Source organism: Planotetraspora sp. GP83 (assembly GCF_041262585.1).
Taxonomy (GTDB): Bacteria; Actinomycetota; Actinomycetes; order Streptosporangiales; family Streptosporangiaceae; genus JAOEGB01.
This window is the reverse complement of the sequence record NZ_JBGCBZ010000024.1, coordinates 41,966-62,793: the sequence shown is the minus strand read 5'-3', so window position 1 is coordinate 62,793 and position 20,828 is coordinate 41,966. Positions and strand designations below refer to the sequence as shown.

19 protein-coding genes are annotated in these 20,828 nt (G+C 66.1%); 14 read left to right on the top strand and 5 right to left on the bottom strand.

Translation table 11 applies throughout. The annotated features are described in order from the left end of the window. Positions 1–90 precede the first annotated feature (90 nt). On the top strand, positions 91–3,675 hold the full coding sequence (gene dnaE, locus ABH927_RS27910; protein WP_370026365.1) for a DNA polymerase III subunit alpha: 3,585 nt from the start codon (positions 91–93) through the stop codon (positions 3,673–3,675). Further along, the gene (locus ABH927_RS27905) at positions 3,672–4,037 is read left to right on the top strand and encodes a DUF6300 family protein (protein ID WP_370026364.1); all 366 of its coding nucleotides are present in this window, start codon (positions 3,672–3,674) and stop codon (positions 4,035–4,037) included. Before dnaE ends, ABH927_RS27905 begins: the two co-directional genes overlap by 4 nt. A 276-nt stretch (positions 4,038–4,313) precedes the next feature. Here the strand turns inward: ABH927_RS27905 and ABH927_RS27900 are convergent, their stop codons facing one another. From ABH927_RS27900 to ABH927_RS27880, 5 genes are read right to left on the bottom strand one after another with little or no spacing between them, the layout of a single operon-like run. Beyond that, entirely contained in the window at positions 4,314–5,282 is a 969-nt protein-coding gene (locus ABH927_RS27900) for an N-acetyltransferase family protein (RefSeq protein ID WP_370026362.1), read from the bottom strand. 2 nt (positions 5,283–5,284) lie between these two features. Next, complete coding sequence (locus ABH927_RS27895) at positions 5,285–6,106, bottom strand: hypothetical protein (protein ID WP_370026360.1); 822 nt, start codon at positions 6,104–6,106, stop codon at positions 5,285–5,287. Beyond that, positions 6,103–6,891 (bottom strand): methyltransferase, encoded by a 789-nt coding sequence (locus ABH927_RS27890; protein WP_370026358.1) that lies wholly within the window; start codon positions 6,889–6,891, stop codon positions 6,103–6,105. Before ABH927_RS27890 ends, ABH927_RS27895 begins: the two co-directional genes overlap by 4 nt. Continuing rightward, positions 6,888–7,529, bottom strand: coding sequence for a hypothetical protein (locus ABH927_RS27885; protein ID WP_370026356.1), 642 nt, complete (start codon positions 7,527–7,529; stop codon positions 6,888–6,890). The genes ABH927_RS27890 and ABH927_RS27885 overlap by 4 nt, the downstream gene beginning before the upstream one ends. Next, entirely contained in the window at positions 7,526–8,950 is a 1,425-nt protein-coding gene (locus tag ABH927_RS27880; RefSeq protein WP_370026354.1) for a hypothetical protein, read from the bottom strand. The genes ABH927_RS27885 and ABH927_RS27880 overlap by 4 nt, the downstream gene beginning before the upstream one ends. Positions 8,951–9,615: 665 nt before the next feature. On the opposite strand from ABH927_RS27880, the gene ABH927_RS27875 reads away from it, so the two are divergent. From ABH927_RS27875 to ABH927_RS27820, 12 genes are all read left to right on the top strand, one after another. After that, a complete protein-coding gene (locus tag ABH927_RS27875; protein ID WP_370026352.1) occupies positions 9,616–10,635 on the top strand; it encodes a hypothetical protein in 1,020 nt (339 codons plus the stop codon). Positions 10,636–11,316: 681 nt separating this feature from the next. Next, on the top strand, positions 11,317–13,002 hold the full coding sequence (locus ABH927_RS27870; protein WP_370026350.1) for a pentapeptide repeat-containing protein: 1,686 nt from the start codon (positions 11,317–11,319) through the stop codon (positions 13,000–13,002). Between the two features lie 848 nt (positions 13,003–13,850). After that, the gene (locus ABH927_RS27865) at positions 13,851–14,501 is read left to right on the top strand and encodes a hypothetical protein (protein WP_370026348.1); all 651 of its coding nucleotides are present in this window, start codon (positions 13,851–13,853) and stop codon (positions 14,499–14,501) included. Between the two features lie 556 nt (positions 14,502–15,057). Then, positions 15,058–15,501 carry a hypothetical protein gene (locus ABH927_RS27860; RefSeq protein ID WP_370026346.1) on the top strand — a complete coding sequence of 148 codons (444 nt, stop codon included), beginning with the start codon at positions 15,058–15,060 and terminating at the stop codon, positions 15,499–15,501. Further along, positions 15,492–15,968: a hypothetical protein gene (locus tag ABH927_RS27855; RefSeq protein WP_370026345.1), complete on the top strand. Its 477-nt coding sequence runs from the start codon at positions 15,492–15,494 to the stop codon at positions 15,966–15,968. Before ABH927_RS27860 ends, ABH927_RS27855 begins: the two co-directional genes overlap by 10 nt. Beyond that, positions 15,941–16,372, top strand: a complete 432-nt coding sequence (locus ABH927_RS27850) for a hypothetical protein (RefSeq protein ID WP_370026343.1) — start codon at positions 15,941–15,943, stop codon at positions 16,370–16,372. Before ABH927_RS27855 ends, ABH927_RS27850 begins: the two co-directional genes overlap by 28 nt. Positions 16,373–16,444: 72 nt before the next feature. Next, positions 16,445–16,825, top strand: coding sequence for a hypothetical protein (locus ABH927_RS27845; protein ID WP_370026341.1), 381 nt, complete (start codon positions 16,445–16,447; stop codon positions 16,823–16,825). A gap of 131 nt (positions 16,826–16,956) precedes the next feature. After that, positions 16,957–17,193 carry a hypothetical protein gene (locus ABH927_RS27840; RefSeq protein ID WP_370026339.1) on the top strand — a complete coding sequence of 79 codons (237 nt, stop codon included), beginning with the start codon at positions 16,957–16,959 and terminating at the stop codon, positions 17,191–17,193. 83 nt (positions 17,194–17,276) lie between these two features. Continuing rightward, a complete protein-coding gene (locus ABH927_RS27835; RefSeq protein ID WP_370026338.1) occupies positions 17,277–18,359 on the top strand; it encodes a DUF4192 domain-containing protein in 1,083 nt (360 codons plus the stop codon). Positions 18,360–18,363: 4 nt separating this feature from the next. Then, positions 18,364–19,866 carry a YifB family Mg chelatase-like AAA ATPase gene (locus tag ABH927_RS27830; protein WP_370026336.1) on the top strand — a complete coding sequence of 501 codons (1,503 nt, stop codon included), beginning with the start codon at positions 18,364–18,366 and terminating at the stop codon, positions 19,864–19,866. Beyond that, positions 19,853–20,161 carry a hypothetical protein gene (locus ABH927_RS27825; RefSeq protein ID WP_370026334.1) on the top strand — a complete coding sequence of 103 codons (309 nt, stop codon included), beginning with the start codon at positions 19,853–19,855 and terminating at the stop codon, positions 20,159–20,161. The genes ABH927_RS27830 and ABH927_RS27825 overlap by 14 nt, the downstream gene beginning before the upstream one ends. A 47-nt stretch (positions 20,162–20,208) precedes the next feature. Beyond that, positions 20,209–20,772, top strand: a complete 564-nt coding sequence (locus ABH927_RS27820) for a hypothetical protein (RefSeq protein WP_370026332.1) — start codon at positions 20,209–20,211, stop codon at positions 20,770–20,772. Positions 20,773–20,828 lie beyond the last annotated feature (56 nt).

Genomic DNA, 20,828 nt, shown 5'->3' with positions numbered 1-20,828 from the left:
TCGAGCGAGACCGGGCACAGCGGCTCGCTCGATAGAGTTGGGTCGCCTCGCGCGCCCCACTCGCCCCACCACGAAAGGCCAAGATCACCCGTGGCTGATTCGTTCGTTCACCTGCATGTTCACACCGAGTACTCCATGCTGGACGGCGCGGCGAAGATCGGCAAATTGGCTACGCGCGCGGCTGAACTGGAGATGCCGGCAATCGCGATGAGCGACCACGGCAACCTGTTCGGCGCCTACGAGTTCCAGGCCAAGATGAAGGCCGCCGGGGTGAAGCCGATCATCGGGATCGAAGGCTACGTCAGTCCCGAATCCCGCCACTACAAGCAGCCGGTGTTTTGGGGGGAGCCCCACCAGCGCAAGTCTGACGAGCGGACCGGGCTGGGCGGCGACGTGTCGGCCAGTGGCACCTACCTGCACAAGACGATGTGGGCGGTCAACGCCCAAGGTCTGCGCAACCTGTTCAGGATCTCTTCGCTGGCCTCCCTTGAGGGCCACATGAAGAAGTACCCGCGCATGGACGATGAGCTGTTCGAGCAGTATCACGAAGGGATCGTTGCCACTACCGGCTGCCCATCCGGCGCGATCCAGACCCGGCTCCGGCTGGGACAGTACGAAAAGGCGCTGGAACACGCCGCCAAGTATCAGGAGATCTTCGGGCGCGACAATTACTTCCTGGAGATCATGGATCATGGCGGGATCCCGATTGAGACGGGGGTCCGTAGTGACCTGCTGCGGATCGGCGAGACTCTTGGCATCCCTCCATTGGTCACCAACGACTCCCACTACGTCACCGAAGACCAATCCACCGCCCACGACGCGCTGCTCTGTGTCGGAACCAACTCCCAGATCAGCGACCCGAACCGGTTCCGTTTCTCCGGCAACGGGTACTACGTGCGCTCCGCCGAGGAGATGTGGGCACTCGACCCGAACTCGGAGATTTGGGCGCGGGGCTGTAAGAACACGCTGCTGATCGCCGAACGCGTCGAACCCTACGACGAGGTGTTCGCTCACCGAGACCTTGCCGCCAAGTTCCCGGTCCCCGATGGGGAGACCGAGATGAGCTGGCTCCGCAAGGAGGCCCAGCGCGGCGCGGTCCGCCGTTACGGCGATGCCGTACCGGCCGATGTCCTGGAACGGATCGAGTACGAGCTCGGCGTCATCGAGAACATGGGATTCCCCGGCTACTTCCTCGTCGTCGCCGACATCTGCCAATACGCCCGCGATAACGGTATCTGGCTTGGCCCGGGCCGAGGATCGGCCACCGGCTCCATGGTGGCTTACGTCACCGGCATTACAGAACTCGACCCCATCGAGCATTCCCTGCTGTTTGAGCGGTTCCTGAACCCTGAACGCATCTCCATGCCTGACGTCGACCTTGACTTCGACGAGCGTCGTCGCGGCGACATGATCCGCTACGTTACCGAGCGGTACGGCGTGGACAACGTCTCGCTGATCATCACCTACATGACGATCAAGTCGAAGGCGGCCGTCAAGGACGCGGCTCGCGTCCTTGGCTACCCCTTCATTGTCGGGGAAAAGATCACAAAAGCGTTCCCGCCCGCCGTCATGGGCAAGGAGATCCCGCTCACCGGCATCTTCGATGAAAAGCATCCCCGGTACGCCGAGGCGACCGAACTGCGCAAGCTGTATGAGGAAGACCAGGACGTCAAGCGGGTCGTCGATACCGCACTCGGCCTGGAGGGCCTGACCCGTGGCACCGGCGTGCACGCCGCGGGCGTCATCTTGTCCTCTCAGCCCTTGATCGACGTGATGCCCATCTTCATGCGGCCCGACGACGGCGCCCGCATCACCGGCTTCGACGGGCCCAGCAGCGAGAACATGGGCGCGCTGAAGATGGACTTTCTCGGCCTGCGCAACCTGACCGTCATCGGTGACGCCGTCCAGAACGTGAAGGACAACCGCGGTGTCGATTTGGACATGCTCAGCCTGTCACTGGATGACAAGAAGACATATGAACTGCTGGCGCGGGGCGAGACGCTGGGCGTGTTCCAGCTCGACAGTTCGATGATGCGTGACCTCACCAAGCTGATCGCCCCGGCCCGCTTCGAAGACATCTCGTCGGTCCTGGCCCTGGGGCGCCCCGGCCCAATGGGCGCGAACGCCCACACCAACTACGCCCTTCGAAAGGCCGGACAGCAAGCGATCACCCCGATTCACCCCTCGCTCAAGGAAGCTCTCGACCCGATCCTCGGCACCACCTACCACCTGGTGGTCTACCAGGAGCAGGTCATGGCCATCGCCCAGCAACTGGCCGGGTACACCCTCGGCGGCGCCGACATCCTGCGCCGGGCGATGGGCAAGAAGAAGAAAGAGGAGATGGACAAGCAATGGGCCACCTTCTCCTCCGGGATGGTTGCGAAGGGGTACACGGAGGAAGCCGCAAAAGCCGTCTGGGATGTCCTAGAACCGTTCAGCTCCTACGGGTTCAACAAGTCCCACACCGCCGGCTACGGACTCGTCTCGTACTGGACCGCCTACCTCAAGGCCAACTACCCAGCCGAGTACATGGCCGCCCTACTTACCTCGGTCGGGACCAACAAGGACCGGATGGCGCTCTACCTCGCTGAATGCCGCCGAATGAAGCTGAAGGTCCTACCGCCCGACGTCAACGAATCCGGGCTGCGCTTCAGCGCCGTTGGCGAGGACGTCCGCTTCGGGCTGGGTGCGATTCAAAACGTCGGGGAAAACGCCATCAATGGCGTCATTACCACACGTGCTCAAAAAGGTGCCTTCACTGACTTCAATGATTTCCTGGCAAAGGTTCCACAGGTTGTATGCAACAAACGCACCATTGAATCGCTGATCAAGGCCGGTGCATTCGACGGGCTCGGCCACACCCGGCGCGGCCTCGTCCAGATCCACGACCAAGCCGTGGACTCGGTCATCGATGTCAAACGCAAAGAGGCCACTGGCCAAGACTCTCTGTTCGGGGCGTTCGACGACGATAGCGGAACGAGTAGCGTCTTCCACGTTCCGATTCCCGAAGGGGAATGGGACAAGAAGACGAAATTGTCCTTCGAGCGGGAGATGCTCGGCCTCTACGTCTCCGACCACCCACTCAACGGCGCCGAACGCATCCTGGAACGCAATCGCGACTTGACCGTCGCCCAAGTCCTCGATGGGCAGGCCGGGGCGGGTAACGTCCGCATCGCCGGCATCATCTCCGGCGTGGACAAAAAGGTCACCAAAAAGGGCGATGTCTGGGCCATCCTCAAGATAGAGGACCACGACGCATCCATCGAGGTGCCCTGCTTTCCGCAGACCTACCAGTTGTATGGGACTAACCTCGAGCCTGACCTGGTCGTCTCCGTTACAGGCCGAATCCGTTCACGCGGAGACGGTGAGGACGCCACAATCTCATTCAACGCCACCGACATTACGTTCCTGGACATCTCCGGAATCCAAGCAGACGGGCGTGAACCCGTGGTCATCGCTCTTCGCGAGGAACGCGCAACGATTGACCTCGTCAGCGAACTCAAACGAATCTTGACGGTACATCGTGGAGACACGCCAGTCCGCCTCCGGGTGGAACGCCTCAACCGCAGGATCAGTATTCTCGACCTTCCCGACTACACGGTGAACGTCAGCAACGGGGCATTTGCAGGGGACATCAAGGTCCTTCTCGGCGCAGGTGCGCTGGTTGGCCCATGACAGGAGATCTGCCGCTTCCGCTCGGCCCTATCGAGGTGTCGCTTACTAAGGACACTCCAAAATGTGGACGGTGCGACAGGCAAGCCATCCTGTCCGCCCGGGTCCCACACAATTGGATTAATGCACGCGAGGAACCCGTTAAAGGATTCGCGATCATCGTCTTGTGTCCCAGCTGCGACATCGGCCATCCCGAAGCCGGCGCCCTAATCGCCTGGTTCACTGTGCATGGCGAAATAAATAGCGAGAATCTGATGCAGGCGACGCGGCTTATTCATACATGGGCGTCAGTGACCAGGGTTCCTCCTCTCGACGAAGGCGCACTAGAAGCGGAAATCCAAGCATGGCGGGAAGGTGACCTTTAGCCTCGATCTTTGGTGCGCTCAGCAGGACAGGAGGTGACGCCGTAACATAGCGACGGATCCTCTGGCTGAGGTCGAGCACGGCCAGTCCTGTGTGGTGCGCAACGCCAGCAGCCCGCAATCCCTCGTCGGTGAGCGTATGACCGTGCTGCCACTCGCGACTCGGACGAGCGCGTCGACGAACTCTTCAACGTCTCCGATCCGGTCCTTCAGCTGCCACCTTCGCCCGGATGGTGAGCGGTGATGCTCCACCCGCCGAGGCTGCGCAGAGGCAGAGGGTCAGCGGGCGCTCGCACAGGACACCTCCTCACACGGAGCGGCCACAGCCGGTGGCGCCTGGTAGTACACGGTCTCAGCGACCGGGTCCAGTCCGGCACGTCGCAGGTCGCCGATCAGGGGTCGGTCGGTGTACGGAACGATCGCGCGGGCGACCAGGGCACCGTGTTTGGCCCCGGCGGCGATGCCGGCCGCGATGAGCGGGCCCGCTACGGCGGCGCGGTCCGCGCCGGGGTGGACCAGCACGTCGGCCACGAGCACCTCCGCCGGTTCGCCGCAGGTGGCATGGATGAGCGGGTAGACCAGGGTAGCGGCGGCAAGAGCCGCACCAGGCCCGTCAATTACAAGAAGCCCGTCGGCGACGAAACGCTCGTCGGCGGACCACCTGCGGTAGGTGTCGTCGGCAACGGCCTGGCCGTGGCCAGGATTGATGGCAAGGTACAGGTCGGCGAGCGCGGCCGAGTCCTCCGGTTCCAGCGGACGTACAGCCAGGCCCCTGTCGCGGGTGTCGGTGATGTCGCCCTTGAGGAGAACCGCGCCGGGCCGGCGCGCCCATCCGGCCCGCTCGAACAGGCGGCAGCCATGGCCGCGCGAGGCCGGGATCTCCGCCGTGAGCACGGTCGTATCCCGGTCCACCCAGAACGCTTGAGCGTGGGCAAGGAGCCGGGTACCGATGCCGCCGCGCTGCCATTCAGGGGCGATGACGGGTCCCCACAGTCGTGCGGGCGTACCTGGCACGGCGGGGTGGCGCAGAGCGGCGGCGCCGGCCAGGTTGCCGGCGGGGGTCCGGGCGAGGATCAGGCTGGTTGCCGGGCCGGTGCCGCCGGATGGGCGCAGCCGGGACCGTACCAGTGCGCCGGTGACGGGCCGCTGGTCGGGCCAGCCGCGCATCGCGGCGTATCCAAGCGTCGCGAGCTCGTCGTCCAGCGCCGTTCCGGGCTGGTAACGGGTGGTGATGATCTGAACGGTCACAGTCAGCTCCGGGGGTTGGTGGCGGCCACGCCGACGCAGACACTGCCGCGCCTGGCCAGGAACGCCGGGTGGACGGACAGTGCGGGCGTCGGCGGAGTCGTCCGGGTGAACAACCGCACCTGCTCGAAGGCGCCGAAGAAGGCGTCGGCTACCTGAGCGGGGTGTGTGTAGGGGGAGGGGCGGGAAGGGCGGAGCCAGCGGTCTTGGGCGAGCCGCCACCGCTCTATGGGCGGGGCGAACCAGAACGCCGCGGCGGCTGCCTGCACTGCTCGCCCGAGCCGGTCGTATTCCAGTCGCCCTCCCGGGCCCGCGATCCGCGTGGTGTACAGCAGCAGTCCGTCCGGGGCGAGTAGACCAGCGAGGCGGGTGATCGCCGCGTCGCGGGTTTCCTGATCGGGCAGCAGTGACAGCAGCCCGTCGGTGATGGCCAGGTCGTACCGGCCGGTCACGCCGTCCAACTCGGGCGCGGACGACTGGATCGTGGTCACGTCGACCTCAGCCTGGTTGGCCCACCCGCGGATGACATCCAGCGGCGCTTGGCAGGCGTCGGCCACGGTGATGTGGGCGGTGGGGGTGAGCCCGGCGAGAACGCGCGGCATGGTCTCGTCGGACGAGCCGCACACCAGCACCCGTGACGGCCACCAGGGGGCGCGGTCGTCCAGGCCCTTCCGGTAGAGGCGCTCATGCCAGGCCGGACTGCCCTTCACCCCTGCGGTACGGAACAGCCGCCAGGTCGCGTGGTAGCAGAAGCAGGAGCGGCGGCAGTGCCGGCGCGCGGCATGCCAATCGCCGGTGAACCCGGGGGATAGGGGCGGCGTGGTCATCGCCCATCCGCCGCCTTCCGCGCGATGATGTGGATGTTGCGCGCTACCAGGCGGTACGGGTCACGCTCACCTGCCGCCCATTCGGCTTCCAGGATCTGGTCGAAGCCTTCCCCGACGGGGGCGTCGCCAAGGTGGTCGGTGAAGATCCGCACTCCGTACCAGGCGACCGTTTCGGCGCCGGCCGCGGACAGCATCCCCTGAACGTCCGAGAGCGTGTCCGCCCGGGTTGGCACGCCGAGGCGACCGACCTCGCGACGGCTCCCCATGGCGGCCAGGGCGTCGGCCCAGCGGGCCTCCAGCCCGGGGCGCATGGCCAGCGCGTCGCCGTTCTTCGTCAGGATCGACAGGAGCCCGCCCTCTCGGGCGGCGTTGACGAGCGTGGCGAGGAGCAGCGCCGGGTCGTCTTGGTACATGAGTACGCCGTGGCAGCACACCAGGTCCCACCCTCCGCCGACGAGTTCGGCGGTTTGCTCGCCGCGACCGGGCACGAGGTTGACCCGGCCGCGAACTGGGTCGGATTCACTGGCAAGTCGCTGCGCGGCCCGCTCCAGCATCGCGGGGTCCGGTTCGAGCACGGTCACGTGGTGTCCGGCACGGGCGAGCTGCACGGCCTGGTGGGCGTCGCCGCCACCGACGTCGAGAACCAGCTGCGCCCCTGGCGGCAGATGGGTCCGCAGAGCCCGGGCAACGAGGGCGTGCCGCAGCGCGCCCCTGAGCGTCCCGGCGTGCCGGGCGTAGCCGGCCGACAGGTCAGCACCGGACGCGGAGATCCAGCTGTTGCTCATAGTCGTGCCTCCTGGGGTGGTGCGAGTAGGGAGTTGAACAGGTCAGGGTGTTCGAGGACGAGCAGGGTCGACAGGTAGCGGGTGCGGAGGAGTTCGCGCAGTTCACGGCCGGGCAGGGTGTCGGGCAGGGTGTCCTCGCGGGCGGAGCGGCGCAGCCTGAGCAGGCGGGGGAGCAGTTTCTCCAGCGCGCCCAGGCCAGCGGGTTCGCGGCCGACCCACGCCTGGAACCGTTCGGCGGTCATGACCTCCCACACGGCGGTGTCGCGCCAGGTCCCGTCGGCCCCTTCGACGGTCACCAGGTGCGGGACACGACATAGCCGCGGCCTTGGCAGGGGCGGTGGCATTGGGCTCGTAATACAGGCCCCAGCGAGGTGGCGACGGCGCCGCACCTCGTGAAGATGCTCGCCGAACGCCAACGCCAGTCCGCCCTGCGCGAGTGTGGCGCCGAGAGGCAGGACGGCCACAGCGTCGACCCAGGACCGGCGGGCGACCGCGAGCGCCATCCGCACCGCGGCTTGCGGATCGTGCTCCTCGTACCAGACCCGGCGCCGCCCCATGCCGCTGGTGACGACGCCCGGGCCGTACAGGGCGCCCGCGTCCGCGGTGGTGAAATAGCGCTCCCCCCGCTGCATGATCATCGCGTGGCCTCCGGCCCGAAACGCGAGTAATACCGCTCCAGCAGCCCGCACCCCTCCAGTACCCGGTTCGTCGCCTCTACGTTGTGGCCGGGCGCGAAGCCGTGCCCGGGCGCGGCAAGGGTGGCCGCGCCGACGATCAGGCTGGCCAGGATCAGGTCGGAGTACATGTTCGGCAGCGACTCGGCGTAGTGGAAGTTGATCGGGAAGCCGTCACTGACGAGCGTCGCGCTGGCCCCAGACCGCAGACGGAGACGGGTGCCCAGCACCCCGGCGTCGCCGATCTCGGCGGCTTCTTCGCCGAGTTCGGCGATGGCGAACTCCCGATCACGCGAGGTTGTGGACACCAGGTAGCAGTCGCGTTTGATAACGGCTGCGTGCTCGCCGCGGATGCTGGTGCGGCCGGTGCTGCCCACGATGAGCAGCGGCTGGTGGTCGCGCAGCAGGCTGCTAAGACAGCGGCTGGTGAGGAACCCACGTTCGTGCGCACTGATGAGCCGGATCAGCTGCCGGTCTTGCACGGCCACTCGCATGCGGCGGGCGCGGAGCAGCTCGGCGATCTGCTCACCGATCCGCCCGAACCCGACGACCAGGGCGGGTTGGCCCTCGAATTTCTCCTCAGGCAGCAGTCGCAGCATGTTGCGGATCGCGGCGTCGGCGATGCCGTACGACTCGATGGCCGCTTTCAGCCTGCTCTCAGCGACGGAGAAGACCGGCAGGGGCAACTGGCTCCACTGCTCCAGCTTCGTGATGCCGGAGATGGTCTGCTCGACCAGGCCGACGAAGTGGGGAAGCAGGCCAGGGCGTTGGGTGAGCAACACAGGGAGGGTGTAGCCGCCGTCGTCGATCAGCAGCCCGTCCCGGTCCAGCGCGGCGGCCCTCTTGGCGTGGTCGTCCAACGCGTCAGCGGTCCGCGTCCACGGCCATACCACGATCTCTTGGCTGGCCAGGTGCGCATCGACCCGGTCGGTGTGCCGGTAGCGGTAGCCCTTGTCGATCACGGTGATGGCCTCTGCCGGCGCGCCCAGCGCTCGAACCGCCTCGACCATGACGAGGAAGTCGGTCATGTGGTGGACGGTGAGGACCGGTGCCACGTCGGCCAGACAGTGCGAGGGGAGAAACATCGGCAGCTCCCCGGTCAGCGGCATCTGGCGCCGCAGTTCCCGCATCTCGGTCGCGGTGAACGGCACCCGCTGGACGGCGCTCAGGACCGCGGAGGTCTGCGCGGAGGAAAGAGAGCCCGGCTCCTCCAGCACCAGCGTGATGGTGAACGTGCCTTTGGGGGCGCACTTGGGCTGAGCGAGCGCACCGCCGAGCAGCCGGATACGGGCGTCGCCCCCGAGGCGCACCCGCACGTCCGAGCTGGTCCCGTCGGCTGGAGACACATCCAGGACGTCAGCGACTTTCGCGATCCCCTGGATCACCGCGTCGCACATTCCTGGCACGTCCGTGGGTTCCCCGCGGACTTCCACGGTCGCAGCTCGCGCCGCCGGGCTCATCGCCGGCCGCCAGCGCTGGTCACTGCCCAGCCCGCCGTGAGCTGAGCGGAGTGGGACCGTCGCCTGCTGACTGCGAACCTGAAGGCCATCGAAAAGCTCCTCGTCTGAAGGCGGAAGCGCGCGCAACCAGCTCCCCGTAGGCCACTGCTGTCGCACGACTCACTCGCCTAGTTACGTTCAGATCTCAGACAAGCGGGAGTCGGGAGCGTGGAAAAGGACGCGGCCGTAGTCTCGCTGTAGTCTCGCCGCCACCCCGGGAACATGACATGGTCAGCGATCTGCCCCTGTTCCATCACCCACTCATCTACGTGCGCCACCAGCGGGGATGGACCCAAGCCGACGTGGCTGAGCTGGTAGCACGGCAGTCAGGTCTCAACATGGCGGCCAACCGTCAGAAGGTCTGGCGGTGGGAGCAGGACCGTACCGTGCCCGAACTTGACGCCCAGTTCGTCATCGCCGCAGCAGTGGGCGTTGAGGTCGAGACGGTGTTGAATCATCCGTGGCCGTCCTGGTTGCTTCTGGTCGATGGGACCGAACCTCTCGGCGGGCCTTGGACGCCTGAAATGGCCCAACAGACCATGGCGGGGTGCTTGGACGCGAACATGGACCGCAGGGCGTTCCTGCTGTTTTCGGCGCAAGACGTGACCACGCTGGCCGGCACGTGGGTGGCCATCCCTGCGGAGAAGGTGACCGCCGCCGAGCAGGGCGGAGTTGTCGACGCTGAGCTGGCGACCTGGCTCGAAGGCCGCATTGAGCACCTGTGGCACCTGGATGACCTGATCGGTGGGACCCAATGCCTGGAGCTGGCCCAGGCCGACCTGCAGCTGGTCTCGCGGCTGCTTGACCGGGGCCGCTACAGCGAGCACATCGAGCGACGCCTGTACGGCGCGGCTGGAGAACTCCTCCGGTTCGCCGGCTGGTCCGCGTTCGACGCCGACCGGCATGCGGCTGCTGAGCGGTATTGGCACGCCGGGCTGCGGACCTCCGCCGCCGGTGGCGATCCCCTAACTGGCGCTTACGTCCTGTCCCAGATGGCGATGCAGCGGACTTACGCGGGGGACGGCCGTACGGCGGTCAACCTGCTGGAGGCGGCCCGGGAGAGGATCGGCCCGCGCGCATCCCGCACGGTACACGCGATGCTCGACGCCTGGCAGGTCCGCGCTCACGCCGTGCTCGGCGAGCCGCGCGAGGCCATGAGCGTGCTGTCTCGCGCCGACGACCATTGGGAGCACAGGGACCCCGACGCCGACCCGCGATGGATGTACTGGATGCGCCGCCCGAGCTGGACGATCGAGGTCGGCATGGCTCTGGTCACTATGGGTCAGTCCGATACCGCCGTGAGGCTGCTGGAAGAAGGCATGGCCGACCGCACCAGCGACTACAACCGCGACATCGTGCTGGGACTGGCCGCTATTGCGGATGCCCAGCTCGACCAGCGGGACCTCGATGGGGCGATCGACACGGCCAGCCGAGCCGTCGAGCTCGTCGCCGAGGTCGACTCCAGCCGCGTCGCCGACCAGCTCCGCGCCTTCGCCAGGCGGCTCCCCGCCAAGAAGCCGGCAGCCGAGGAGTTCCGTGGTCACCTCGACACGCTGCTGCCGACTTCGTAACTATGACATACGCGGAGGCCGGAAGTCGGCATGAAGCGCCAGTACGGCGAAGCCGTTGCCGTGCACGGTGGCCGGGCTCGGTGAATGTCCAGCCTTTCGCCAGATACGGGCAGGGGATCGCCCGTCGCTGGCTATCCGCCCAGACAGTCGTTCCCCGCAGCTGCGCTCGACGCCAACGGTTGCCGCTCTCCGAGCGCTTTCGTATTCGGGATCTTTGTGTCGCAAAACCGCAACACGGCTGAATGTGTCATACCTGCACTGAATACACCTCGACTTCCGCAGTCGGTGGACAGAGGAAGCTGGTGAACTTGCAGTTGACCTGCGGGGAACGGCGATGAGGCGTCGCATGGGCGTGTGTCCCCGCCTCCGGAAGGCGTTTTCGCAGCTCAGGCGCTATCGGAGTTTCCGAAGACCTCATCTTTTGGGTTGCATGCTGACCGCACCCATCATCTACATCGACCCGATCCCCCTTGCTCCGCTCGACTCCTACTGCACAAGTGTTGATCTTTTGGATCAATGCGAGCATCCTTGCAGTTCAGGACCCCGAGATGCCGTGTGGGCACACGCCGTACCGGTCAGTAGGGCAGGCCTTCCTGCTCAGCCCATAATTCGCGCTGGTGTATGCCTGCGAACTGCGGAAGTCGGGGTGCACTCGGGGCCGCCGGTATTGGGAGGCAGTCGTTGCATATTCGTGGTCTGCTGCTGGCTTCGGTGATTGCCTGCCTGCCATTCGTGGCGGCGCCCTCGTCCGCCGATGTGGCGCCCTGCAAGCGCGGAAGCGGCCCCAAACTCGCCGGCCGTAACCTCACGGAGACCATCTTGCCGCAGGATCTGCGCTGCGCTGACCTGCGTGGAGCCAAGCTCGATGGAGCGCTCGTGCGCAGCCGGCTCACTGGGGCCGATCTGCGTGGCGCCTCGCTCAAGGGCACCCGCCTGCCCGAGGCCCACCTGGAGTACGCCGACCTGCGTGGCGCCGATCTCGCCGAGGTGGAATTGACACACGCCCAGGCCCGAGGGGCCGATTTCAGCAAGGCCGTCTTGGCCGATGCGGACCTTGGCTGGGGCCACTTCGAGGGGGCCGGCTTCAGCGAAGCCGTGCTGACACGTGCCAACCTCTTCGACTCCGAACTGGATGGGGCCACGTTCGTCGACGCGAATCTCGTCAACGCCGAATTCGGTGACGCCGATGCGCGCAAGGCCGATTTCACGCGGGCGAAGCTGACAGATTCGCGGCTTTACGGAACCACGCTGCTGAATGCTATTCTCCGCCAGGCCGATCTAAAGGGGGCGGATATGGGGACGGCGATTATGTCGGGAGCGGTGTTCGACAGTGCCGACCTCACAGACGCACAAATGTACTTGTCTCCTATGGACGGAGCCTCATTTCAGGGTGCCGTCCTCACCCGAGCGGTTTTGCGTGACACGCGAGATGCCGACCTGGCCGGGTCAAAGGGTGTGCCGAAGGAACTGCCCGCCATCCCGGATGGAACGTGCCCTCCCGGAAGCGGCCAGAACTATGCCGGTTGGGATCTCCGCGGTGTCACCGACATCCCCGACCTGAGCTGCGCCAACCTGACAAGCGCGAATCTGGATGGGCTGGATCTCACCTCGACGAAGCTGAACAGGGCCGTCCTGCGCGGAGCGTCCCTGGCCGGAGCCTCGTTACGCACCCTCCAAGGGGCCGACCTCAGCGGAGCTGATCTCAGGCACGCCACACTGGACTCCGCCGATCTCAAGAACGCGAAGCTGATCGACGCCGACCTCCGGGACGCCACTCTCAGTTACTCGAAGGCGGCGCAGACCGACTTCACGCGCACCAAGCTCGACCGCGCCGACTTGCACGAGGCCGATCTGTTCGGCGCCATATTCCAGGGAGCCTCGCTCATCGACTCTGATCTCCGCTGGGCGAACCTGCAAGGGGCGCGCTTTACCGACGCCGACGTCACTGGCGCCGAGCTCTCGCGGGCAAAGCACGCCGACCTGTCTGGATCAACCAGCAGGTGGCCCCTTGGGTGGCGCATCACTGTCACCACGCTGGTGATACTCGCGGCGCTGACGCTCCTCGGCCGGCTGGTAGTGAGCATCACACGGGCGAGACGTCGCAGGGCGACGTTCATCGCTCTACGGCGGAAGACCGAAGAGGACGTCACTGCACTGGGGGAGGAGATCGCCGGCCTCAACGACGAGAAGACCACCTCGGGCCGCCGCAAGCCGAAGGACAAGGGATGGCGAGAGGCGCTGGACGCCTACGACACCGCCAAGGACGCCCTGGCCAGTGCCACAGACGTGAAAGAACTCCACAAAGTGGCGAAGACCGTACAGGAGGGGCGGGAAGCACTCGGCGGTGTCCGTCGCGCGTCCAAGTGAGCCCCAGCGGTCCCGGTGAATTGACCGCAACAAGGCCGGCATGGCCCCCGTGGCCTGCGCAGCCGACAACAGCTCACCGGCTTCTTCGACGGCCTGCCGTGTGGCGATGAGCGGGCGTGCGGGACCCCTTCTCTCCTGGTGACCAAACCCTTAATGGAAGTCCGCCGCGAATTCAGGCGGACTGGCATCTCAGTGGAACCCAATGACCGTTCGGATGACCAATAGCAGGCCGATGAACAGCCAATTGAGAACGGCCGACGGGTATGGTGTATAACACCAGGTCAGGGACAGGGTGCCCTGGCCACTTGGCGGCCCGACTGACTGGCGAACGCCTAGTTAGAAGAGGTCGGCGGGCCCATTGGATATTCATGTCTTTCAATATCGCACCCGGGTTTTCCAGGAAATGCACTCTTTAATTTAGTTCCCCAAAGCTTGCGTGGCCGACTGAGCTGTTATCCCGCTCTACCTGTTAAATGTCTCTTATATTCCTTCTGGGTGCGTGCAAAAGCACTAGCCGGTGAAGCGTTTCCCTTGCCTGTCTGTACTTCTGCCGTCCCTCATTAATCAAATAGGGTAAAGAAACGCCGGATGTCGTTGATTTGAGTGGCGTTTCGGGGTTGAATTGAACCGATCAAAGGCAGAGTGGCGCGAAAGGCGCGCCGCACAGAACGGATCGGAGACGGACGATGTCCAACGGGGCTCCCGGAAAGTGCGTTCCCGCCAATGTCCCCGGGGAAAGGCTCACACCGGAAGACATGGCACGGGTGACGCCGGAAGACTGGGCGGAGATTCAGCGGTTGGCGCGCGGCTATTGCCGCACGGTTGACGCCACGCGATCCCGTAAGCGTATGGATGGGAGCGCTACCATCGTTAAGCAGGGACACGCGCCGTACGGCACTGATGACGTGTCGGATGACGTCACACAGGACGCTGTTCTTCTCCTTGCTCAACGGCTTAGGGACATCGTCACTTCATGCCGTAGGGCTCCCGAAAGCACGGCGGAGGCTCCCGAGTGGGTCTATGTACGGCGCGACGGCGGAGAGATGACGATCACACGAACGACGCTCCAAAGGTGGGCGGTCCGTGATGCCGCCGCACGGAACGGCTACCGGATCGACGTTCCTCCAAGCGAGATCGACGCTACGCCGGGCGCTCAACTCATGCGTGGATTGCCGCACGCTGAGAACGTCACACGGGCGGCTGTAGCCTTCTGCACTGCTCAGAACAGCGCCGTTGTCTTTCGCCAGGCGTACGGAGACGGACAGGACTTCCCAACCATCACGGAAGTGATGGAAGCAGCAGCCCATGCCGATGATCTAGGCCGTGCGGGGATCCTGAGCAAGGTAGCTCAGAAGCGCTACGGCGGCGCGTACGGCTCTCGGCGGGCCGTAATCCGGGTGCGCGACGCTGCGCGGGCGGAATGGCGGGAACTCTCCGAGCGCCTCGACGATGCCAGGAACACGCTTGTGTACGGCGACACCGAAAGTTCGGGCGACTAACCGAAAGGACACGAGAGGGCCTCAGAGAACGCTCTGAGGCCCTTTTGCTTGCATCCACCCTATCGAGCGCTTCCCAAGACGGAACTTCCTTGGAAGTGCCCGGACGGTCGGGCTGTTCCCGTCACCGTATTTATGTGAGAGCGAGATTCGCCGGTACGCGCCTGACGCGGTCGGCGGTGTTGCGTTCTCTCCGCTGCTGTTGTTCGGCCTCACTTCGTTATGCCGTGAACAGCAGGGGCGGCCGGAACGGCCTTACCGTTCGTTCGGCGCGCGGCGCGAAAGAAAGTGTTGCCGAGCGCGGACGGTCGGGCCGTTCCGGTCACCGTATTTAAGTGAGAGCGTTCCCGACCTCACAGCGTCGTGATTGCTTCGTTCGCAACCCGGAAAGCTTGATTTCCGCATTGGGTCGCCCCGTGCAACGGCGCTGGTGGCGTTAGTTGCTCTTTGGGAGCGGCGAACCGACACGTCCAAGACATGGTCGGGCACTCCAACCTTTCACGATCACCGCCGGGCGGTACGGCAGGCCGCCCGGATAACCCATTCGAAAGGAGCTTCCATGGAGGTGGTCTCTGCCGATACGTGGACCGTCGGTGATCTCGCCGTCAGCCGTGGCGGACAGGTCATGCGGGTGACCGCCATGGGGGAGATACGCCCCGCCATGGCGACGATGCTGCCTCACGCTGATCCGGAAGGGCGGCCCGAGTACGCGATGACGCTGGCGCTTGTCGCGATGCCCAAGGAGGCCGAGACGATCACTTGTTATGGCTGCCTGAAACGGACCCATCTCTGGGTGGACTCCACCCAGACCCATGGTCCGAGTGGGCTCCGGCGTCGGCTGATCCGCTGCGCACGATGCTTCACCGACGCGCTGTACTACGCCCGCGCCTGCGAGATCCACTCGACCAGTACGACCGTGGAACGGCGCCATCTGACGCCGCGATGGTGGCCGCCACACCTACCTATTCGATTCAGAGGACCTTGGGAGTTGCCGTGGCGATGACGTCTGTCCTGACCCTGCCCCCGGGCTGGGTCATCAGTTCTCGGCTGATGCCTGCTTGGCAGATCGACGCCGAACACATGCTGGAACTGGAGCCCGCCGAGCGAACGGATGACAACAGGATCCGCTGGCGATACCGGCTGTCGAGGCGCGGCCGTACGATCTTCGAGGATTCCGACATCCGCTCACCTGTCGGCGCGGTCGGTACCACTGAGGATCTGCTCGACGCAGCCAGATCGGTACTCAACTTTCTGACCGTCACTGACGGCGATACCGAATACTTCGCCGACTACACCCAGAAGCAACGGCTCTGGAGCGAGCAGTATGCAGAGGACCTTTCCGCGTACGCCATGGACGGCTGGTGCGGTTACTGCGGAGGGGGCCACCTCTCACCCGGTTGTGTCTCCCGCCGACCCATAGGTACCGAAGGTGAGGGGGATCATTGGACGTCTGGCCTGGGGACCGGATAGCGGAGGCGGTCGCTCAGGCCCGGCACGCCGACTACGCGGCATCAGCCGAGCTGACATGTCAGGTTCAGCGTGGCCAGCGGCTTACATCAGAACCGCTGTACAGCGCGGCTTACTGCCACGCCGTTCGCGGTTGGTGGGAACTGGTTTCCGCCCAGATCGACCACGAGGCCCTGGAGGCCGCGCACGCCGTACGGCGGGTACGCGCACGGGCTCGGCACTACCTGACCGGCGAACCAGCCGCCCTACGGCCAGGCAGCCTGTTCGACCATGCCTTGGCGCACGCCTCCCGGGCTGCCGCCCGCCAGTTTCTGGCCGCCAGCGGAGAGCTCCTCACTGCGGCCGAGCAGCCAGACACCGAGGTCGACCACATTGATCACGAGCAACAGGCAGAGGAGAACGAATAACTGTGCCGGAGCCGAGTCCTTCTCGGTCGGCTCTCGGAATCCCCTTCACCTGCCGAAAGGGACCTGATCGCCATGGATACAGCTCACGCCGACGCGGGCCAGGAAGAGACGGAGGTGTTTCACTTCCTGGCCTGGTCATGGAACATAACCGCAGCCAAGGGCTACGCCCATGGGCGCAAGCCCGGCGGGCGGCTGTCTCCGCGTGCATGGGGACGCTACCTGGCCGCGATCTGGATCGACGAGGTCCGTGTCAGCGAGGTTGACCTCACGGTCCCGCTGATCGCCGTGCCAATCCCAGACGCGGGATTGTTCATCATCGACGGCTGGCACCGCATCGCCCGCGCTCTGCGCGAGGAGGTCGCCGAACTGCCGGTGATCGTTTTGGCCGAGCAGGAGGAGTACGCCTGCCGGATCTATGGGGGAGAGAAGACCCCCACCATCTGGATTCGCTGAATCGCCGGCGCCGAAGCCCGGGCATCCGACGGGGCCGCTGGTCCGGCCCATCGAAAGGACGATGACCCTTGGGCGTTTGGTACGGGCTCTGGCATGGAGGCAGCGGGTGCTCTCCGCCGGAGCCGAATGATTTGGAGGAGTTTTCCTCCCTGGCCGATGCCGAGACGAAGCTGATGGAGCGGCATCGACACGGCTATTGGCAGCGCTCCCGCTTCGCTTTCGTGGCACGTGAGCCCGGTGACGCGCTGACTCCGTGCGTAGGGGACGACTGCGAGATCGCCTTGTATGGCTCTCGCGACGCGCTGGACTATCCGGACCGCCGGGTCTTTCTCGGCCCGCGCGGCGGCATCCGCTCCGAGCGCTGCTGACTCTTACTTCCTTTCGTTCCGTCTATTCGTTCGCCCTCGGCAGCCGATCGCCGGGGGCTTTCTTCATGTTCAGGAGGACTCTCATGACCGCTCAACTGGATCACACCGTACGGCTGAGCCGCCCAGCGGATTTCATCGCCATCGTGCCCTACATGCTGGGATTTCACCCGGAGCGCAGCATCGTCGCGATGGGCTTCGAGCCACGCCAGGAGGCCGATAGCGGGGTGCGGGCGCTGCGTTTCAGCACGCGGTTCGATTTGCCGGACAACTCCGAGGACACGCCCGACCTAGCTCGGCAGTTCGCCGAGATGCTCACCCGCAACGGCACCCAGCGCGTCATGCTGATCGGGTACGGACCCGGGTGGCATGTCACCCCAGTGATGGACGCCGTACGCGGCAGCCTGGCCGATGCGGACATCGACACGATGGACGCGCTGCGGGTCGAGGGTGGCCGCTACTGGTCGTATGTGTGCCCGGATCCCGAATGCTGCCCACCGGACGGCATGCCGTACGACCTGGCGACTAATCCGGCCACCGCGACGGCGGTGTTCGCCGGGTACGTCGCCCGTCCCGACCGTGCGGCGTTGGTGGCCATGCTCGCCCCGGTCGGCGGGCAGGACCGGGAACGGGTGAACACGGCGATACGTACAGTGTGCGGGCAGGTCCGTAGCACGCTCGGTAAGGGCGGGGGCTCTGGCTGGTATCAGGAGGGTCTTACGCAGGTCGCCGCAGCCCTCGACCACATCGAAGCGGGGCAGGAGTTGCCCGCTGACATGGTCGCCTGGCTGGGCGTGCTGTTGACCTCGATCATCGTCCGGGACGGGGCGATGACCTTCATCGGCCGACACGACGACGACGCCCACATCAGGCTGTGGACCGAAGTGACCCGCAGGGTCGAACCGGAGTTCGCCGCCGCACCGGCCGCGCTGCTGGCGTTCGTCGCCCTGCGGACCGGAGACGGGCCGCTGGCGCGCGTCGCGGTCGAGCGGGCGCTGTCCACCAATTCCGAGTACAGCCTCGCGAAGCTGGTCAAATGCGCGCTGGATCACGGGTTGCCACCGGAGATGACCTCCAGCATCGACTTCGCGGAGATGGCGGACCAGATCAGCGCACAGGCCGCCCAATATCCCGACCGGACGCGGCCGGTGCTGCCGGAGGGGTGGTGATCCCTTGACGACGAGCTACGCATCCGCCCGATCGGTGGTCCTGGTCGGCCTGAATGCGCTGGTGGTGGACATCGAGGCCGACGCCGCACCCGGCGGGGCCGAGCTGCAACTGATCGGCCTGCCGGAGCTGTCGGTCTGGCCGACCCGCGCCCGGATCCGCTCGGCGATCCTCAACAGCGGAACCGAGTGGCCGGACGCCCGGGTCACGGTGAGCGTGAGTCCGGCGATTCCGCCACCTTACGATTCTTCAGCCGATCTCGCGCTGGCCGTGGTGTCGCTGGCGGTCACTCACGTCATCCCGCCTGAACGGATCTCCGGACGGGTGTTCCTGGGTGAATTGGCGCTGGACGGCGGGATTCGCCCGGTCAGAGGCGTCGTGGCTGCCGTGGGCGCCGCCGTACGGGCCGGGATTACCACGGTGGTGGTGCCCGCCGAGTGCGCGCAGGAAGCGGCGCAGGTTCCCGGGGCCGTGGTGATCCCCGTGGCCCGGCTGGCCGAGGTGATCGAGTACCTCAAGAGCGGGAGGCTGGAGGACTACCACTGTCGGGCGCCCGGGGCCTCCACGCACCCACCGCCGCCCGTTCTGGATCTGGCCGACGTACCGGGTAACGGGGCGGCCCGCCGCGCGCTGGAGGTGTGCGCGGCGGGCGCGCATCACCTGCACCTGTCCGGGGACGGCCCGGCGACGATGCTCGCCGAACGACTCCCGGGCATCCTGCCGCCGCTGGATCCTGAGGCCGCCCGGGAGGTCGCGGAGATCTACTCCCTGGCCGGACGGTCCGACCACGCGTCAGGGTTCAGGCCGCCGGTTTGTGCACCGCACCACACGTCCACGCCTGCCGCGATCTTCGGCAGCGTGGCCAGGAACCATCCGGGTGCCGTCTCGCTCGCCCACCGCGGCGTGCTGCACCTGGCCGACGCGCCCGAGTTCGGCCGCCAGATCCTGGACGGGCTGTGCCGGCCGATGGACACCGGGGAGGTGCGCGTCACGGGGCTGGGCCGCACCGTCCGCTATCCGGCGCGGTTCATGCTGGTGCTCGACGCCCAGCGGTGCCCCTGCCCACAGGACCGGGTGTGCGCGTGCACACCTGTGGATAGACGCCGCTATCTGGGACGTCTCGCGCTGCTCCTGCCGCGCGTGGCCGTACGAGCCCCCATCGAACGGGGGGATCGCGAGGCGCAGGCGGGCAAGTCGAGCACGGCGATAGCCGCGCGGGTACTCGCGGCCCGCGCACGGGCGGCCTATCGGCTGGCCGGAACGCCCTGGCAGGTCAATGCCGAGGTTCCCGCACTGGAGCTGCGGACGCGTTTCCCTGTCGAGCCGGAGGCTGTCGAGCTGCTCCGGTCCGCTGTGAACACCGGCCTGTTGACGGCTGAGGGGCTTCCCCGGCTGCTGCGGGTGGCCTGGACGCTGGCAGACCTGCGCGGCGCCGACCGCCCGGAGGTCGACGATGCGGCGGGCGCCCTGGAGCTGTGGAAGGGGGCCGACGGCGATGAAGGTCGGTGACCGCGTCCTGGTCCGGCCCTTCTTCAACATCCCGGTGCGGCCCTGGTGGGCGGAGTCCTATCAGTCGCCCTTCTACTACCCGGGCACGGTCACCGAGCTCAACGAACGTGAACGCGCCCACGTGGAGCTGGACGACTCGCTCTACACAACACCGTGGGAGAAACGCACGCAGGTCTTCCACGTCAGCGATATCCACCGGTACGGCTGCGGCTGCCAGGAGTGCACCACACCAGGCCGTGACGTCTACCGATTCCGCGCCGATCAAGAACGGATCCGCAAAGAAGAGCAGCCATAAGGACGCCACGCATGGCTGATCAATCAACATACGAAAGGAGCCTGCTCGTGAACGAGTGGGAGGTCGACGATCTCGTGGTCGAGGTCGCCGAGCACCTGGAGGGCTTCACTCCGCTGGTCCGGCCCGGTCATCCCGCCTACCTCGTGGGACCGGCCGGCGCCCGGCTCGTCGTGCATCCGCTCTGGAACCAGAAAGGGCGAATCAGGGTGCTCGGCGTCTACCCGGACGGAAGCAGGGGAGTTCTTCCTGACCTACCGCGGCATGAGATCACTGTGACGGCCACCCGAGGGGCCCGGTTCGTAGCCAAGAGGATTGAGCGCCGCCTCCTGCCCAGCTACAGGCCAGATCTGGTGATCTGCTGCGAGCGGCTGGTCGACAGGGCGGCCGAGAACGGCGGCCGGGCCGAGTTCGTTGAGACGCTGTTGACCATGCTGCCGCAGGCGACGCTGACCGAGAAGCCGCGAGAGACCGTCATCCGATGGCGGTTGGGCGACGCCTCCGGCTCGTTCACCGTGTACGGCGATACGACCAGCAGTGCAATCGAAATCCGCGCGGCCGATCGAGAACTGACCGAACGCGTGGCCTACGCCGTACAGCACCGCGCCATGTGAGTGCCTCCGCGCCCAGAAACCCACAGATTCGGCTCTGACACACACAAGACCGACGG

Coding starts and splice junctions, on each gene's coding strand:
- ABH927_RS27845 (WP_370026341.1), top strand. CDS start 16,445: ATGGATACAGCTCACGCCGACGCGGGCCAGGAAGAGACGGAGGTGTTT.
- ABH927_RS27835 (WP_370026338.1), top strand. CDS start 17,277: ATGACCGCTCAACTGGATCACACCGTACGGCTGAGCCGCCCAGCGGAT.
- ABH927_RS27865 (WP_370026348.1), top strand. CDS start 13,851: ATGGATGGGAGCGCTACCATCGTTAAGCAGGGACACGCGCCGTACGGC.
- ABH927_RS27905 (WP_370026364.1), top strand. CDS start 3,672: ATGACAGGAGATCTGCCGCTTCCGCTCGGCCCTATCGAGGTGTCGCTT.
- ABH927_RS27895 (WP_370026360.1), bottom strand. CDS start 6,106: ATGACCACGCCGCCCCTATCCCCCGGGTTCACCGGCGATTGGCATGCC.
- ABH927_RS27825 (WP_370026334.1), top strand. CDS start 19,853: ATGAAGGTCGGTGACCGCGTCCTGGTCCGGCCCTTCTTCAACATCCCG.
- ABH927_RS27885 (WP_370026356.1), bottom strand. CDS start 7,529: ATGATCATGCAGCGGGGGGAGCGCTATTTCACCACCGCGGACGCGGGC.
- ABH927_RS27890 (WP_370026358.1), bottom strand. CDS start 6,891: ATGAGCAACAGCTGGATCTCCGCGTCCGGTGCTGACCTGTCGGCCGGC.
- ABH927_RS27860 (WP_370026346.1), top strand. CDS start 15,058: ATGGAGGTGGTCTCTGCCGATACGTGGACCGTCGGTGATCTCGCCGTC.